This window comes from Vibrio sp. 2033, from assembly GCF_033339735.1.
Map to the genome: position 1 here is coordinate 314,078 of NZ_JAWOVC010000002.1, position 19,342 is coordinate 333,419.

A 19,342-nucleotide genomic window follows, 5' to 3' on the forward strand; every position below is an offset into this window, starting at 1 on the left:
GGTTTGGGCAGCAATGACACTGCCCTCGTCTAGGACTGGTTACATTGAGCTTTGATCGAAATCGTTGCCTTGGTCAGTACCCGTTTGAGTATCCGAGTCGAAGCTGCCAGAGTCGTCCGTGAAGTCAACACCTTGATCTTGACCTCCTGCACTTGTCCAGTCGCTGCCGCCAGATTCCATACCCGCCATGTCTGGTTGCTGATCTTGAGCAGAACCTTGCATGGTGTATTGATCATCGACTTCAACTTCAACTGTGCCACTCGCACCTTCTACTGCGCTGCCCAATTCGTCGTAACCTTGGAATTGGATTTCGCTCGTACCTTCGTAACCTTCTGGTAAGTCAACCGATACTGGTTGGTTCAGGTTGCCACTTAATGTGAAGCTGCCATCGCCATTATCCAGTGCGTTGCTTACTGATGCACCATCAGGTAGACCGGACATTTCTGCATAATCCACCGATTCGTTACCACTGACCTCATCTGGAACCGAGATAGAAATGGTATCGCCTGGTGCTGCAGTCACATCAGCTGCGCTCTCCTCTTCACTGTCTGCACCGTTTGCTGCTTGCTCTTCAGGCTGTTGCGCTTCGCCAACTTGCTGCTCTGATGATGCTTGAGCAGTTTGAATTTGTGGCTCGTCACTTTGCGCTGAATCGTCCGCAACTTGGATGCTCAGATTCTGAGTCGATACTTCACCATTGTCGTTGACCTGAACATCCATAGCCAAATTGCCATCGAAGTCATCGTTCGGCCAGTATGTCCACTCTTCATCACCTGATTTCGCGAAGAAACCTGCATCGTTTGCATCGGCGACATCCAACACTTCTGCTGAAGGGCTAATGCCAAGCTCATCAATCAACTGTGCTTCCGTTAGTGTTAGTGAACCATCATCAGCCAGTGCGTAGCCTTCACTGGTTGTGGTTTCACCTTCACCTTGGATGTCGACATTAAAGAAACTCTCAATGCGGTTTTCACCGTCAGTGGCAATAAAGCCAACTTGAACATCTCCGGTGTAGCCTTCTGCTGGTGTGAATTGGTAGTTACCTTGGTTATCGGTCTCTATCACACCTTGACCTTCCATTAGGCTCACTGACTCAATGCTCAAGCTGTCGCCTTCTGCATCGCTCAAGGTCGATAGCATGTCATCATTGGTGAACGACAAGGTGCCATCCGCTGCCATTTCTGTGGTAGAAATGCTGTCGATTTCTGGAGAAGCATTCTCTTGTGGTGCATCTTCTTTCACGACCACACCTGTTTGCTCATCATGCAGCACACCGTCTTTATCAATCACGTAAGCGATATCCGCTTCACCAGTAAAGCCAGGTGCTGGATTGAATGTCCATGTGCCATCACCGTTATCGACAATCTCACCTTGGCTGCGGTCAGCTAGGTGAACGAATTTCACTTCATCACCCGCGTCAGCGTCTACGTTTTCTGCCAATCCGATTAGGTCATCAGCGGTTAGGATAACGGGTTCACCCGCTAGGGTTTCGAAGTCACCTGAATCGATGCCATCTTCGAACTCTTCTGGCTCGTCACCGTAATCCACCGTTGTTGCGGTCACGGTTACGAAGAACTCGCCATTAAAGTCAGCCGGAGGCGTCATTTGCAGGTCTGAGATATCCCACTCGTTCAAGTCGATGTATTGACCCGGTTCCGTGATGGTAATGGTGTTCACACCATCCGTAACTTCGAAGCCAACAGGGAAACCAGTCATCACTAGGTTACTTAGCGTTTCTGAATCGTCGATTAGACCGACATTCAAGCCTAGGTGACCCGTTTCGTCCTCACCGAAGACTAACGGACCATCATGGTCGGTTGTGATGACCGCGCCATCCGCAACCGGGCGAACAAACACTGGTACATCAAGAACCGTCTCAAACTCACCGTCACTTACCACAACTTGCAAGTCAGAAACCCCTGCAAAATCGCCAGTCGGTGTGAATGTCCAAGTACCGTCACCGTTGTCTGTTACCTCACCACCATCTTCACCTTCTGCGGTGATAATGCGTGATACGACTAGGTTTTCAGTATCGATATCGCCGAACAAGTTCATCAGGTCGCCAGCGTCGAAGGTGAATGCGCCATCCTCGTCGGTTGCCATAAAGGCATTACCCACATTGAATGGAGCATCGTTGACTGGGATAACATCCACATTCAACGAGCCTTCAACCACTTCTTCACCATCCGTCGCGGTGTAGCCCAGTTCCACCAAACCATTAAAGTCTTGAGTGGTAACCAAGTGGTACATACCATCTGGTTGCTGAGTTAATGTCGCGTTTGCAGGCGCACGAACCGTGATGCTTTCTACGCTGATTTCGTCACCATCAAGATCCGTAACTTGATCAGCGATGTAAGCTGGGTCAATCACCATGACCACATCTTCTTCGCCTTGCATCTGGATGGTTGGTGCTTCTGGTGCATCATTAACCGCTTCGACGTTTAGATTGCCTTCAACCGGCGTAACTAAATCACCATCGCTGACGCCGAACGACATTGGCACATCACCATTGAAGTTCTCAGCCGGAGTGAATGACCAAGTGCCATCACCGTTGTCTAGCAAGTCACCGTATTGCTCATCAATCACTAGGTCGACAGCAGACAGTTCATCGTAGGTGTTGTCGATGTCTGTCGCGTTAGCAAGCAACATGTCCTGCGTGATAAGAATGGTGGTATCTTCGGTGCCAGCAATATTCACTGGCGTTGATTGCGGCGCATCGTTAATTGGGTTCACCGTTAGGTCAACGCCCACTTCCACGCTCGCACCATCGTTATCAATCAATTCGAAGCTTAGGTCGATATCGCCATTGAAGTTCGCATCAGGCGTAATCGTAAAGCTACCATCTTGGTTCTCAACAACGGTTGCATTGGCTACCGCGGTTAAGTTCACTGCTTCTAGATTATCGCTGTCTACGTCACCCGCTTGAGCCAGTAACTGCTCTTGACTCAATGTGATTGAACCGTCTTCATCGACGCTGTAAGCCAAGTCGCCAGATACCGGAGCATCGTTGACTGGCAATACATCAATGTTCGCGTTGGTTGTCGCAGTTGCACCGTCTTCATCAGCGACTACTACGTCTAGGCTTACGCCACCATTGAAGTTTTCATTTGGCGCGAAGCTATAAGTGCCATCGTCATTCGCCGTTAGAATGCCATCGCTACCACTGTAAGAGACGCTTTTTAGGCTCACGTCACCTTCCACATCGCTTGATTGCGCTAGCAGTTGCTCTTCCGTGAAGATAATGACTTCGTCTTCATTGACAGAGTAACTTGTCGCACCTGCGATTGGTGGATCGTTCACCTCAAGAACGGTAATACCCGCAGTGGTTGAGTCTGTCGCACCCTCTTCATCGACAACTACAACGTCTAGGCTGACCTCGCCATTGAAGTTCTCGTTTGGAGAGAAGGTGTACGTACCATCGCCATTGTCTTGGAAGACGCCATCGTTGCCACTGTAACTCACGCTATCAACCGAAACATCGCCTTCAATATCTGACGAATTCGCTAGTAATTGCTCATCGCTGATGGTGATTGAGTTGTCTTCGTGTACGGTGTAAGACGTGCTACCTGCCACCGGTGGATCGTTCTCAGGCGTCACGCTTACATCGATATTCGCCGTCACGGTATCTGTGCCATCGGAAACATCGAAGGTAAAGTTCACGTCGCCATTGAAGTTCTCGTTTGGCGCGAAGCTGTAAGTGCCGTCACCATTGTCGGTTAGGACACCATCAGCACCTGTGTAGGTCACACCTTCTACCGATAGGTCATCGCCATCGATATCCGTTGCGCCATCAAGCAGATCTTCATCAGAGAACAACAAGACGCCATCTTCGCCAATGGTGAACGCTTGATCTTCTGGCTGTGGTAGGTCGTTAACTGGATTAACCGTTAGATCTGCCGTCGCGACCAAGGTGTCAGAACCATCACTAATATCAAACGTGATATCAATGTCACCATTGAAGTTCGCATCTGGCGTAATGGTGAAGCTGCCATCGTCGTTAGCAGTCACTGTCGCATTACCATCCACAAGCAAGTTTTCAGCAACAAGGTCATCGCCGTCCACATCGCTCGCTTGAGACAACAATTGCTCTTGGCTCAATGTAATCGTGTTATCTTCATCTACGTTGTAAGCCAAGTTACCCGATACTGGTGCGTCGTTGATTGGCAATACATCAACAGTGATATAGGTGTCGACTTCTGCGCCATCTTCATCACGAATAGTCACGTCCAACGACACTTGGCCATTGAAGTTCTCATTCGGTGCGAAGCTACAAGTGCCATCGCCATTTACTGAGAAGATGCCATCTGGACCGTCGTAGCTGATGCTTACAAGCTCAACATCCCCTTCGACATCCGAAGCATTCAGAAGCACTTGTGATTCACTGAACGTTAGAACTTGGTCTTCATCGATGGTGTACGCAGTTGGACCTGCGATTGGCGGATCGTTCACCTCAAGTACCGTGATACCTGCGGTAGTTGAATCCGTCGCGCCATCTTCGTCGATTACAACAACATCTAGGCTCACTTCGCCATTGAAGTTCTCGTTTGGCGAGAAGGTGTACGTGCCATCACCGTTGATTTCCAGCACACCATCGTTACCGCTGTAGCTCACGCTATCAATCGATACATCACCTTCAATATCCGATGAGTTCGCTAGTAGCTGTTCATCACTGATGGTGATCGAGTTATCTTCATGCACTGTGTAAGACGTGCTGCCTGCCACCGGTGGATCGTTCTCTGGCGTCACACTCACATCGATATTCGCGGTCACGGTGTCCGTGCCATCGGAAACATCGAAGGTAAAGTTTACGTCGCCATTGAAGTTTTCGTTCGGTGCGAAGCTATACGTGCCATCGCCATTGTCAGTTAGGACACCGTCCGCGCCAGTGTATGTGACACCTTCTACCGATAGGTCATCGCCATCGATATCGGTTGCACCATCAAGCAGATCTTGGTCAGTGAAGGTCAAAACGCCATCTTCACCAATGGTGAACGCTTGATCTTCTGGCTGCGGCAAGTCATTAACTGGGTTAACCGTTAGGTCCGCCGTTGCAACAATAGTATCGCTGCCATCGTTGATATCGAACGTGATATCAATGTCGCCATTGAAGTTCGCGTCAGGCGTAATGGTAAAGCTACCATCGTCATTAGCCGTAACCGTCGCATCACCGTCAACCACTAGGTTAGAAGCGATTAGTGCATCACCTTCTACATCCGTTGCTTGTGCCAACAATTGTTCTTGGCTTAGCGTGATTGAGTTGTCTTCGTCGACACTGTAAGCCAAGTCACCCGATACCGGAGTATCATTGATTGGCAGAACATCAATGTTTGCCGTCGTCGAAGCGGTCGCACCATCTTCGTCCACGACTACAACATCAAGATTCACTTCACCATTGAAATTTTGGTTTGGTGCAAAGCTGAACGTACCATCACCATTGTCGGTAAAGATACCTTCGCTGCCACTGTAGCTCACGCTATCTAGTGCTACCTCACCTTCAATATCGGAAGAGTTTGCCAACAACTGTTCTGCACTGATGGTAATGACTTCATCTTCATCAATGGTGTAACTGGTTACGCCTGCGATTGGTGGATCGTTCACTTCAAGAACGGTAATTCCCGCTGTTGTTGTATCAACCGCGCCGTCCTCGTCAACCACGACAACATCAAGACTAACATCGCCTGTAAAGTTTTCGTTTGGTGAGAAGGTGTACGTACCATCGCCATTAATTTCTAGCACACCGTCGTTACCGCTGTAGCTCACGCTGCTGATCGCAACATCACCCTCGATATCAGACGAATTAGCCAGTAGTTGCTCGTCACTGATGGTGATCGAGTTGTCTTCATGTACGGTGTAAGACGTGCTGCCCGCAACTGGTGGATCGTTCTCTGGCGTCACACTCACATCAATGTTGGCAGAGGTTGTATCCGTACCGTCTGACACATCGAAGGTAAAGTTCACATCGCCATTGAAGTTCTCGTTCGGTGCGAAGCTGTAAGTGCCATCACCATTGTCGGTTAGGACACCGTCTGCACCTGTGTAAGTCACGCCTTCAACTGTTAGGTTGTCACCTTCTACATCCGTCGCGCCTGTTAATAGGTCTGCATCTGTAAAGGTAAGAAGACCGTCCTCACCCACGGTGAACGCTTGATCTTGTGGCTCTGGTGCGTCATTGACTGGCGTTACCGTTAGGTCGAGACCAGCCGCGACCACTTCTTCCCCGTCAGTCACATCGTAGGTGAACTCGATGTCACCGTAGAAGTTCTCGCTTGGAGTAATGGTGAAGCTGCCATCCTCGTTCATTTCAACCGTTGCATTTTCATCATTGGTGCTCAGGTTGATTGCGCTTAGGTCGTCACCATCGATATCAACGGCATGCTCAAGTAACTGCTCTTGAGTCAACGTAATGCTGTTGTCTTCGGCAGTTACCGCCGTGATATCACCCGTCACTTCTGGTGCATCATTGGTTGGCGAGATATGAATCGTCACATCTTGCGTCGCTGTCGCCGTGGTTCCGGTATCTACATCCGTAGAGGTTGCATTCACGGTTAGCGTCACATCGCCATTGAAGTCCGCAGAAGGAATAAACTCTAGCCCTTCTAGCTCGCCCGGTTGCAGTGACCAAGTACCATCACCATTATCAACACCCGCTGATAGCGAGCTGCCTTCTGGCACATCTTCAATCAAGATAGCGAGGTTTTCTGAACCATCGGTATCGGTTAACGCCGCATCGATATCAAGCGGCACTGGCGTATCTTCGGTACCAATGATTTGGTAATCCGCGTCCGCTACCGTGATTTCGATGTTGTCGATGCCGAATGATTCATCCCAAACGTCTTGATTCAAGGTTGAGCCGAAGCCCAGTTGCAATTCACCATCCTCGACAGGAACCGTTAGGTTGATTTGGTGAGCTTGGTCATTCCAACCACTGAAGCCTTCACGTTGAGAGGCTCCGTGGATCACTTCACCCACTTCATTACCATCTGAGTCGTAAAGCGTTGTCGTACCATCTTGAGTACGGAACGCGGAGTTTTCCAAGGTGGTTAGCTGTTCACCGCCCACAAAGATTTGGAACGACTCGCCATCCCAAGAATCGATTTCGTAGAAGCTAAACGATATATTCACTTCATTAACATCACTTGGGATCTCGTAGGTTTTGCTGACCGCTTCATCACCGCCAGTGCCACCAATACGACCCAGCATGTCGCCCGTTTCGAAGCCTTGAGAGCTTTCAGTGTTCGCGTTCCAACCGTTCGAGCCAGACTCGAAATTATCAGAGGCAATCACCAAGTCTGAAGCAATCGAAAGCTCTGGCATATCAACCACAGATTGAACATCAATGTTCGCTTCTGCTGGCACGGTTGCAGTGCCATCGTTGACATCAAACGTTACGTTCACGTTGCCATCGAAGTTTTCGTTTGGTGCGAAGGTGTACGTGCCGTCACCGTTATCGACTAAAGTACCGCTGTCAGAAGCAACGTTTTCAACCGTTAGGTTATCACCATCGATATCACCTGCATTTTGCAGCAGTTGCTCTTCGGTGAAGGTGAAGCTGGTGTCTTCTTGCGTAACAAACTGTGGCTGACCAACCGTTGGCAAGTCATTCACTGGGTTCACAGTCAGATCGGCAGTCGCTTGAATGGTCGCATCGCCGTCCGTAATGTCGAAGCTCAGATCAATGTCGCCATTGAAGTCCGCATCTGGTGTGATAGTGAAGCTGCCGTCATCGTTCGCAACAACGGTCGCATTGCCATCAACTGTCAGGTTGGATGCGGTTAGGTCGTCGCCATCCACGTCGCCGGCTTGAGCAAGAAGTTGCTCTTGGCTGAGAGTGATAGAACCATCTTCATCCACGCTGTAAGCCAAATCACCTGATACTGGCGCATCGTTGATTGGCAATACATCGATGCTTGCATTGGTTGACGCAGTTGCACCGTCTTCATCAACAACGACAACATCTAGGCTAACATCACCGTTGAAGTTTTCGTTTGGTGCGAAGCTGAATGTGCCATCGCCGTTGTCAGTAAAGATACCGTCGGAGCCGCTGTAGCTGACGCTATCAATCGCAACTTCACCTTCAACATCAGAAGCGTTCGCCAATAGCTGTTCAGAGCTAATGGTGATGACTTCGTCTTCGTTCACTGAGTAGCTAGTCGCACCTGCGATTGGTGGATCGTTCACCTCAAGAACAGTAATGCCAGCGGTGGTTGAGTCCGTCGCACCGTCTTCATCTACTACGACAACATCTAGGCTCACTTCGCCATTGAAGTTCTCGTTTGGCGAGAAGGTGTACGTACCGTCACCATTGTCTTGGAACACACCATCTGTGCCGCTGTAGCTCACGCTATCAATCGCCACTTCGCCTTCTATATCAGACGAGTTAGCCAACAGCTGTTCGTTACTGATGGTGATCGAGTTGTCTTCATGCACTGTGTAAGATGTGCTACCTGCCACTGGTGGATCGTTCTCTGGTGTGACTGTCACATCGATATTCGCAGTCACGGTGTCCGTGCCATCGGAAACATCGAAGGTGAAGTTCACATCACCATTGAAGTTCTCATTCGGTGCGAAGCTATATGTACCATCGCCATTGTCAGTTAGGACACCGTCCGCGCCTGTGTAAGTGACACCTTCTACCGATAGATCATCGCCATCGATGTCCGTTGCACCATCCAACAGGTCTTGATCAGTGAAGGTCAACACACCATCTTCACCAATGGTGAACGCTTGATCTTCCGGCTGCGGCAAGTCATTAACTGGGTTAACGGTTAGGTCCGCCGTTGCAACAATAGTGTCGCTGCCGTCGTTGATATCGAACGTGATATCAATGTCGCCATTGAAGTTCGCATCTGGCGTGATAGTGAAGCTACCATCGTCGTTTGCCGTAACCGTTGCATCACCGTCAACCACTAGGTTAGACGCAGTCAGCGCATCACCTTCTACATCCGATGCTTGAGCAAGTAGCTGCTCTTGGCTTAGCGTAATTGAATTGTCTTCATCAACGCTGTACGCCAAGTTACCAGATACAGGTGCATCATTGATTGGTAAGACATCGACTGTGATGTAAGTATCAACCTCTGCGCCATCTTCATCGCGAATGGTCACATCCAACTGTACTTGACCGTTGAAGTTTTCATTCGGTGCAAAGCTACAAGTACCATCACCGTTTACTGAGAAGATGCCATCTGGACCGTCGTAGCTGATGCCTACTAGCTCAACATCCCCTTCAACATCCGAAGCATTCAGTAGCACTTGCGATTCACTGAAGGTTAGAACTTGGTCTTCATCGATAGTGTATGCGGTAGGACCTGCGATTGGTGGGTCATTTACCTCAATCACAGTAATGCCTGCAGTGGTCGAGTCCGTTGCACCATCTTCATCGACAACGACAACATCTAGGCTCACCTCGCCGCTGAAATTTTCGTTTGGTGAGAAGGTGTACGTACCATCACCGTTGATTTCCAGCACGCCATCGTTACCGCTGTAGCTCACGCTATCAATCGCCACTTCGCCTTCTATATCAGACGAGTTAGCCAACAGCTGTTCGTTACTAATGGTAATCGAATTGTCTTCATGAACGGTGTAAGCCGTGCTGCCTGCAACCGGTGGATCGTTCTCCGGCGTCACGCTTACGTCGATATTCGCCGTCACGGTATCCGTGCCATCGGAAACATCGAAAGTGAAGTTCACGTCGCCATTAAAGTTCTCGTTTGGTGCGAAGCTATATGTGCCATCACCATTGTCAGTAAGAACACCGTCCGCCCCTGTGTAAGTGACGCCCTCAACAGATAAGTCATCCCCTTCAATATCGGTAGCGCCTGTTAGGAGATCCGCATCAGTAAAGGTCAGCACACCATCTTCACCAATGGTGAACGCTTGATCTTGTGGTTCAGGCGCATCGTTAACTGGTGACACCAATAACTCAAGGTTGGTTGAGACAACATCATCGCCGTCAGACACATCGAACGTAAAGGTGATGTCACCATTAAAGTCCGCATCTGGCGTTAAGGTGTAAGTACCGTCACCATTGTCTGTGATGGTGATATTTTCATCATCCGTTGCCAAGTTCAGTGCTGTCAGTTGGTCTCCATCCAAGTCACGCGCATTAGCGAGCAAATCTTCTTGCGTGATTAGGATTGAACCATCTTCTTCAACCACAGCAGAAACAGGCAATGCTTCAGGCGTATGTTCAATGTGAGCACCCGTTGCATTGACGTAGATGGTTTGAGAAACGGTTTCAGAATCATTATTTGATAGCTCTGTCGCCGTTGCCGTTACATTGATTTCTAGCTGTTGGTTAAAGTCTTCTGGCAATTGAATCTGTAGCTCTTGTTCAATTGCTGTGGTTGGAAGCGTTACAGAACCATCTGGACCGACTGTTACTTCACCGCTGTAGATCTGGCTGTTCACTTCACCTACATCAATGGTGAAGTTGAAGTCACTATAATCGGCATCGCCGCCACCGTAGAGATCTTCAAAGCCGTAAACCAGTTCACCGTCTTCGTTCACAGTAGTTCGAGTATGTTCAATGCCATCTTGGTTGAGCTCTGAGCTTGTGCCGCCATGGAAGACTGCATCACCAAATTGGCTTTGAATCACGGTTTCAGAACCATCAGCACCCACAAACACGAGTTGTGGGTCGACCGTATCCATGTTCGCAGGAGAGCCATCTGCCGCACGGAACTCATACTGGCCATCTTGCATGGACGCAAAGTCATTGAAGTTATGACCGTTAGGAATCAAGAATAGGTTGAAGCTTTCCCCTTCCGAGATTTGGAAGCTGAACTGATCTTGTCCCGGAATGAGGTCACCGCCTCCGCCAACTTGAGAGGCGTTTTCGTACACCACTTCAACGCCAGTGATATTGCCGTCTTCATCGACTTTGTAGTAACCCGCTGTGTTTTGGTAACCCGCGGTTTCACCTTCAAACGTAACCGTGATTTCAGTATCGTTGAAACTGGTGATACCGTTGTCTTGATCGTTAAGTACCCCTTCGTTGTCGTAGCTGATCACCGAACCTTCTGGAACGCCATCAACGGTCACAGTCAGCGTTTCTGACAAGTCTTGGTCAACCAATGCTGCGGCGATGTTCACTTCAACAATACCGCCTGGCTCAACCAAGATCGCTTGGTCATCCACGTTTCGACCATCGCCATCAGTGATGACTAGGTCTGGCGCATCTGCCACGGCTTCGATATGGACATTAATGTCTTGCTCAACTTCATCAGTACCGTCAGAAACCGTAAAGCTGAACTGCAAGTCACCACTGAAGTGCTCTTCTGGTACGAAGCTAAATGTACCGTCACCGTTGTCAGTTACAGTACCTTCATCACCCGAGTAGTTAATGCTGGTAACGGTGAGGTCATCACCATCAATATCAATCGCACCACTTAGCAGATCTTCTTGCGTGAACAGGATGCTGCCATCCTCTTCAATGTGGTACATGCCAGGCGCAACAATTGGAATGTCATTGACTGGGTTCACCGTCAATGTCATTTCATTGGCAACACTCAATTCACCATCGCTCACTTCATAAGTAAACTCGATGTCTCCATTGAAGTGTTGTGAAGGCGTAACGGTAAAGGTGCCGTCACCGTTATCCACGATAGAGGCATTCGGATCATTGGTTTCTAGTGCCGTTGCGTATAGGTCATCACCATCTTGATCGCTGGCGTTTTCAAGCAGCATTTCTTGTGTCACGAGAATAGAGCCATCCTCGTCCACGTCTGCCACGATTGGCGCTGCTTCTGGTGCGTCGTTGACGAACTCAACTTTCAAGTCGATGTTTGCCGCCACCACATCGGTGCCATCACTCACATCAAACGTGAGGTCAACATTACCAAAGAAGCCCTGCTCTGGCGTTAACGTGTAGGTGCCATCGCCATTGTCTGTCACTTGAACCATATCGCTTAAGCTCGTCACGTTCACAACAGATAAGTCATCGCCTTCGATGTCCGTCGCTTGAGCCAGCAGCTCTGCTTCAGTAATCGTGATGGCTTCGCCGTCTTCTGTAGTGAAGGACAAATCAGGCACATCTGGCAGGTCATTCACAGGGTTAACGGTGAGGTTTAGATCTGCAGCGACGGTTTCAATCGCGTCAGTTACGTCATAAGTAAATTCGATTTCACCAAAGAAGTTTTCACTCGGTGTAATCGTGAAGCTACCATCAGCGTTCTCAACGATGGTTGCATTAGGATCGTTGGTCGACAGGTTCACCGCTTCAAGGTTGTCACCATCCACGTCCGTCGCGTTCGCTAACAAGTCTTCTTGAGTGATGGTAATTGAGCCATCTTCATCGACGACCGCATCAACAGGGCCGCTGACCTCTGGACCTTCGTTGACGATCTCAACATCGATCTTCGCTGTGCTTGGTGCGCTTGCTTGACCATCGCTGATGTCGAAGGTCAGGTTCACTTCGCCGTAGAAGTTCGAAGTTGGCTCGAAGGTAAAGGTGTTGTCGCCGTTGTCTGTCAACGTACCTTGTGACTGGTCAACAAGCAGCAGGTTCTCGATATGCAGAATGTCGCCATCCACATCGGTCGCACCTGATAACAGGTCTTTTGCTTCGATGATGATGGTGCCGTTTTCTAGCATTTGAGTATGCAGCGGCGCACCAGGAACTGGCACATCGTTGACTGGAATAACGGTCAGATCTAGATGGGTATCGACTTCATCGGTGCCATCGAAGACTTTGTAATCGATGTCGACTTCACCATTGAAGTTTTCATTCGGCATAAAGGTGTAAGTGCCGTCGCCATTGTCGACAAGCTCACCGTTGTCACCGCTGTAAGAGATATCAGAGATAGACAGCGCATCGCCTTCCACGTCACTTGCATTGGCAAGCAAATCATCCGCGCTAAACGTAATGCCCACATCCTCATCAGTCGACAACACAATCGGACCAGAAACGATTGGCGCATCGTTTACTGCTTCGAAGTTGATGTTGATGATGTTGTCGTCGGTGAGTTCACCATCCGTAACTTGGTAACCAAGCTCAATCTCACCATAGAAGTTCTCATCCGGTGTGACTGTCCATGTACCATCGCCGTTGTCGGTTAACGTAGCGTGCTCCGCGTTATCCCCCACCAGCTCTAGGTTTTGAATATCAAGAACGTCACTATCGATATCACTCGCTTGTGCGAGAAGCTGCTCTTCAGTGATAACCACAGAGGCAAACTGCGTAGAACCTTCGGTATCGATGGTCACATTTGGCAGATCAGCCGTCAGTTCGATTTCACTGTCACCTTCACGGATATTCAGTTCTACCGTTTCCGTGATTTCCGTGCCGTCCACGCCAATAGATGTGAACACCGCTTCATCATGACAAGTTTTCGAAACCGTCATGTTTTGAACCACGTAAGTACCGTTACCTTGAATCGTACCTAGCTCAAAGTAAGATACCGGTTCGTTCACCGTTAGGGTGTAATCCGTCTCATAGCTACCACGATCTTCTTTGTGGTAAGTCATCGAGTCGATCAAGTCACCATCAGAGTTAAAGGCGCGAATTTCGACTTCCGTAAAGTGGCGAGACTCTTCCATAAACCAGCCGCCTAGACCATCTAGGTGGAAGCTGATTTCGTTGATGTCTTGGCCTTCAACGGTCACAGTCAGTTTTTCATCACCGCTCAAGCCTTGGCGGTCAGTATCGCCAATACCGTGACCGATGTGTGTTTTACCATTCCACGCACCGAGTGGGTCGTCATTACTTTGAACGGTAACTTTCAAATCACCATCAACAAACTCACGTGTGTAAGGGTCAACAGCAGTCCCCCAATCATCGAGGCTAGCGTTGTCATCAAAGGTACCAATTTTACTCGTATGCGTACCGTTCGCCAATGCATCATCGTTTGGAATGAAGCGCACTTCCGTGTCTGCAGGCACCTCCTGCCCGACTTCTAGCTGTACCCATTCGTCATTTAGATTTGCTTCAATGATGCCGTTTTCAGGGGCTTGGTCGAGACGTAACGCAGGCTCTTCACGCAGAGAAACACCCACTGTTTGGTCTTCTTCTGCTTGAATAAAGATCTCGTCGCCCGCTTCTGGCGCATCGTTGACAGGATTAACGGTCAGATCCAACGTGGTCAGAACATCATTTTCGCCATCGCTGATGTTATAAGTGAAGTCCAACTCACCGTTAAAGTTTTCCGTATGCGTAATGGTGAATGAACCATCATCGTTGGCTACGATCGTCGCATCTGGGTCATTGGTTTGTAGATTGCTGGCAACAAGGTCATCACCTTCAATGTCTGTCGCATTCGCAAGCAACTGTTCTTGCGTGATGGTGATGGCGTTATCTTCATCCACTTCAGCTTGAATGCCTGATGTTTCAGGAGCGTCGTTCACCGCGATAACATCGATGCCTGCGGTTGTCGTATCCGTTGCACCATCTTGGTCGATGACCGTAACGTCGAGCGAAATGTTACCGTCAAAGTTCTCATTTGGTGTGAAGGTATATGTGCCGTCGCCATTGTCCACGAAGCTACCGTCGTTACCAGAGTAGCTAACATTCGCCAAGGCTACGTCGCCTTCCACATCAGAAGAGTTGGCTAACAACTGCTCGTCACTGATGGTGATTTGACCGTCTTCTTGAACCGTGTAAGACGTAGAACCTGCAACCGGCGGATCGTTCACTGGTGTCACGCTGACATCAATGAATGCTGGTGTTGAACCTGTGCCGTCAGACACATCGAATGTGAACTGAACATCACCGTTGAAGTTCTCATTCGGCGCGAAGCTGTAGGTGCCATCGCCATTGTCGGTAAGCACACCATCTGCACCTGTGTAGAGAACGTTTTCGATAGACAGATCATCGCCATCAATATCCGATGCGCCTTCCAATAGGTCTGCATCCGTGAACAGCAAGGTGCCATCTTCTTCTACCGTGAACTGTTGATCTTGCGCTTGTGGCAAGTCATTCACAGGATTAACCGTAATGTCCAGACCAACTTGTACCGAGCCACCATCGTTATCAATGATATCGAAGGTCAGATCTAGGTCGCCGTTGTAGTTTTCATCCGGTGTGATGGTGTAACTGCCATCATCGTTGTATTGAATCGTTGCGTTGTCATCTGTCGATAGATTGATGGCTTCAAGGTTCTCGCTATCAATATCGCCCGCTTTGGCAAGCAGCTGCTCTTGGCTTAGCGTGATTGAGCTGTCTTCGTTGATGGTGTAAGCCAAATCACCCGATACTGGTGGATCGTTGATTGGCAATACATCGACATTGATGTGCGTATCAACGGTTGCCCCATTCTCATCTTGAATGGTCACATCCAACTGAACTTGACCATTGAAGTTCTCGTTTGGTGCAAAGCTACAAGTACCATCGCCATTGACGGTAAAGATACCATCCGAGCCTTCATAGCTGATGCCAACAAGCTCTACATCGCCCTCGATATCAGATGCGTTAGCAAGAATTTGTGACTCACTGAATGTCAGTACTGAATCTTCGTCAATCGTGTAAGACGTTGGACCGGCAACTGGAGGGTCATTCACTTCAATGACGGTAATGCCTGCAGTCGTTTCGTCAATCGCACCTTGCTCATCCGCCACAATCACATCAAGGCTGATATCACCGCTGAAGTTCTCATTCGGCATGAAGGTGTAAGTGCCGTCACCGTTGTCTTGGAATACGCCATCGGTGCCTGAATAGGTCACGCTATCGATGGACACTGCGCCTTCCACATCCGAAGAGTTAGCCAGAAGCTGCTCGTCGGAAATGGTAATCGCGTTGTCTTCATCAACCGTGTAAGACGTAGAACCCGCAACCGGAGGATCGTTCACTGGAGTGACGCTCACGTCCACATTTGCTGGTACGGTTTCAGTACCGTCAGAAACACCAAAACTAAAGCTGACGTCTCCGTTGAAGTTTTCATTTGGTGCAAAGGTGTAAGTACCATCACCGTGGTCAGTCAGCACACCATCGCTGCCTGTGTAGCTAATGCCATCAACCGTTAAGTTATCGCCATCGATATCGGTCGCGCCAGCAAGCAAGTCTGCATCGGTAAACTGAAGCGTGCCATCTTCTTCAACACTGAACTGCTGGTCTTGAGGAACAGGAAGATCGTTAACTGGATTAACCGTTAGATCCGCCGTTGCTTGGATAGTGTCTGTGCCATCTGTAATGTTGAATTGGATATCAATGTCACCATTAAAGTCCGCATCTGGCGTAATCGTGAAGCTGCCATCGTCGTTCGCTGTGACGGTTGCGTTTCCATCTACAGTCAAATCGCTAGCAGTCAGACCATCTCCCTCAATATCAGACGCTTGAGAAAGAAGCTGTTCTTGGCTGAGTGTAATCGCACCGTCTTCATCAACACTGTAAGCCAAATCACCCGATACTGGCGCATCATTGATTGGCAATACATTCACATTAATGACGGTATCAACTTCTGCTCCATCTTCATCTCGAATGGTCACATCAAGTTGAACTTGCCCGTTAAAGTTCTCGTTTGGCGCGAAGCTGCACGTGCCATCATCGTTAACGGTGAAAATGCCATCCGGACCATCGTAACTAATGCCAACAAGCTCTACATCGCCTTCCACATCAGAGGCATTCAGCAGCACTTGCGATTCACTGAAGGTCAGAACTGAATCTTCATCAATGGTGTAAGAAGTTGGTCCTGCGACTGGTGGATCGTTCACTTCCAGCACCGTAATGCCAGCAGTGGTGGCATCCGTTGCGCCTTCTTCATCAGCGACGACAACATCAAGCGTAACTTCACCATTAAAGTTTTCATTTGGAGAGAAGGTGTACGTGCCGTCACCATTGATTTGCAACACACCATCGCTGCCAGAGTAGCTCACGCTATCAATCGAGACATCCCCTTCTAAATCCGAAGAGTTAGCCAGAAGCTGCTCGTCGGAAATCGTAATCGCATTATCTTCATCAACCGTGTAAGACGTTGAACCCGCAACCGGAGGATCGTTCACCGGAGTGACGCTCACATCCACATTGGCAGGTACGGTCTCAGTGCCGTCAGAAACACCAAAGCTAAAGCTGACGTCGCCGTTGAAGTTTTCATTTGGTGCAAAGGTGTAAGTACCATCGCCGTGGTCAGTCAGCACACCATCGCTGCCTGTGTAGCTAATGCCATCAACCGTTAAGTTATCGCCATCGATATCGGTCGCACCAGCAAGCAAGTCTGCGTCAGTAAACTGCAGCGTGCCGTCTTCTTCAACACTGAACTGCTGGTCTTGAGGAACAGGAAGATCGTTAACCGGATTAACCGTTAGATCCGCCGTTGCTTGGATAGTGTCTGTGCCGTCCGTAATGTTGAATTGGATATCAATGTCACCATTAAAGTCCGCATCTGGCGTAATCGTGAAGCTGCCATCATCGTTCGCTGTAACGGTTGCGTTTCCATCGACAGTCAAATCGCTAGCAGTCAGGTCATCGCCCTCAATATCAGACGCTTGAGAAAGAAGCTGCTCTTGGCTGAGTGTAATCGCACCGTCTTCATCAACGCTGTAAGCCAAATCACCCGATACTGGCGCATCATTGATTGGCAATACATTCACATTGATGACGGTATCAACTTCTGCCCCATCTTCATCTCGAATGGTCACATCAAGTTGAACTTGTCCGTTAAAGTTCTCGTTTGGCGCGAAGCTGCACGTGCCATCATCGTTAACAGTGAAAATACCATCCGGACCATCGTAACTAATGCCAACAAGCTCTACATCGCCTTCCACATCAGAGGCATTCAGCAGCACTTGCGACTCACTAAAGGTCAGAACTGAATCTTCATTAATGGTGTAAGAAGTTGGTCCTGCGACTGGTGGATCGTTCACTTCCAGTACTGTAATGCCGGCAGTGGTGACATCCGTTGCGCCTTCTTCATCAGCGACGACAACATCAAGCGTCACTTCACCATTAAAGTTTTCATTTGGAGAGAAGGTGTACGTACCGTCACCATTGATTTGCAACACACCATCGCTGCCAGAGTAGCTCACGCTATCTATCGAGACATCCCCTTCTAAATCCGAAGAGTTTGCCAACAGCTGCGCATCAGAAATGGTAATAGAGTTGTCTTCGTGAACCGTGTAAGACGTTGAACCAGCCACAGGAGGATCATTCACCGGCGTAACGCTCACATCTACATTCGCTGAAACTGTATCTGTGCCATCAGACACGTCGAAGCTGAAGTTTACATCACCGTTGAAGTTTTCATTTGGCGCAAAAGTGTAAGTCCCGTTACCGTTGTCGGTCAGGATGCCGTCGCCACCGTCGTAGCTCACGCCTTCAACTGTGAGGTTATCGCCTTCAATATCCGTTGCACCAGCAAGCAGGTCAGCATCGGTGAAGATCAGCGTGCCGTCTTCTTCCACCTCAAAGGTTTTATCTTCCGGCACTGGTGCGTCATTGATTGGACGAACAGTTAAATCAATCGAACTAGAAATGGTTTCTTGACCATCACTGATATCAAACGTTAAGTCGAGTTCACCATTAAAATCAGCTTCAGGTGTGACGGTATAAGTGCCATCACCATTATCCACAACTGATGCATTAGCACCCACTTGCACGTTAAATGCGGCAAGATCATCGCCATCAACATCACTCGCGTACCCGAGAAGTTGTTCTTGAGTGAAGGTAATAGTGCCATCTTCATCCATGATGTATGCCAGATCTTGCCCTACTTCTGGCGCGTCATTTTCACCTTCGACTTTAATTTGGAACGTCTCGCTCGTAGTTTCGGAGTCGAAATCGTCTTCTACTTGCGTCGTGGTTTCTTCGCTGGTGTCTTGTACATCCACCGCGAAGCTCTCTTCAGTGGTTTCTGAATCTAGCTCGTCACCACCTTGAGAACCTTCAGAGTCTGAAGAAGCACTTGGCGCAGATGAAGTTTGTACCGCTTGTCCTTGCGCTTCATTGCCTTCTGCGTCCGAACCACCTTCAGAGCCAGAGGCATCACCACCACCGACCGCTTGGGCACCCGCCCCAGAATCCGAACCACCGCTGCCCAGAGCCTCGTCACCTGATTCTCCGCTAGAAGCTACACTATCAACAACATTGGATTGTGCAGCGTCAGAGTCGCTGCTACTTTCAGTATCCTCTTCTTGAACTGCGCCACCCGAGCTCACTGCTTCTTCTTCCGTACCCGCGCCACTAGGATTTTCTTCCATCGCACGATTGGCTTCATCAACAGCATCTGCACTTTCAGCACCGGTCGCTACAGTCGAAGAGACGGTCGACTGCTGTTTTTCTTCTTTTGTCCCCGTATCCTTCGTTTCTGTTTGCTCTACCGCATCGTTAAGCTTTTCATTGTCTTTTTCTTGATTAGTGTCGCCTGCCATTACAGCCTCCGTTGCTTTTAGCTAACTGATCGTACTTAGAGGCAGTAAA

At 49.1% G+C, this 19,342-nt stretch carries 1 protein-coding gene; it reads right to left on the reverse strand.

Annotated features, from left to right (window positions below):
* Window positions 1-39 precede the first annotated feature (39 nt).
* A complete protein-coding gene (locus R7P74_RS04705) occupies window positions 40-19,293 on the reverse strand; it encodes a tandem-95 repeat protein (protein ID WP_318122714.1) in 19,254 nt (6,417 codons plus the stop codon).
* Window positions 19,294-19,342: the final 49 nt, after the last annotated feature.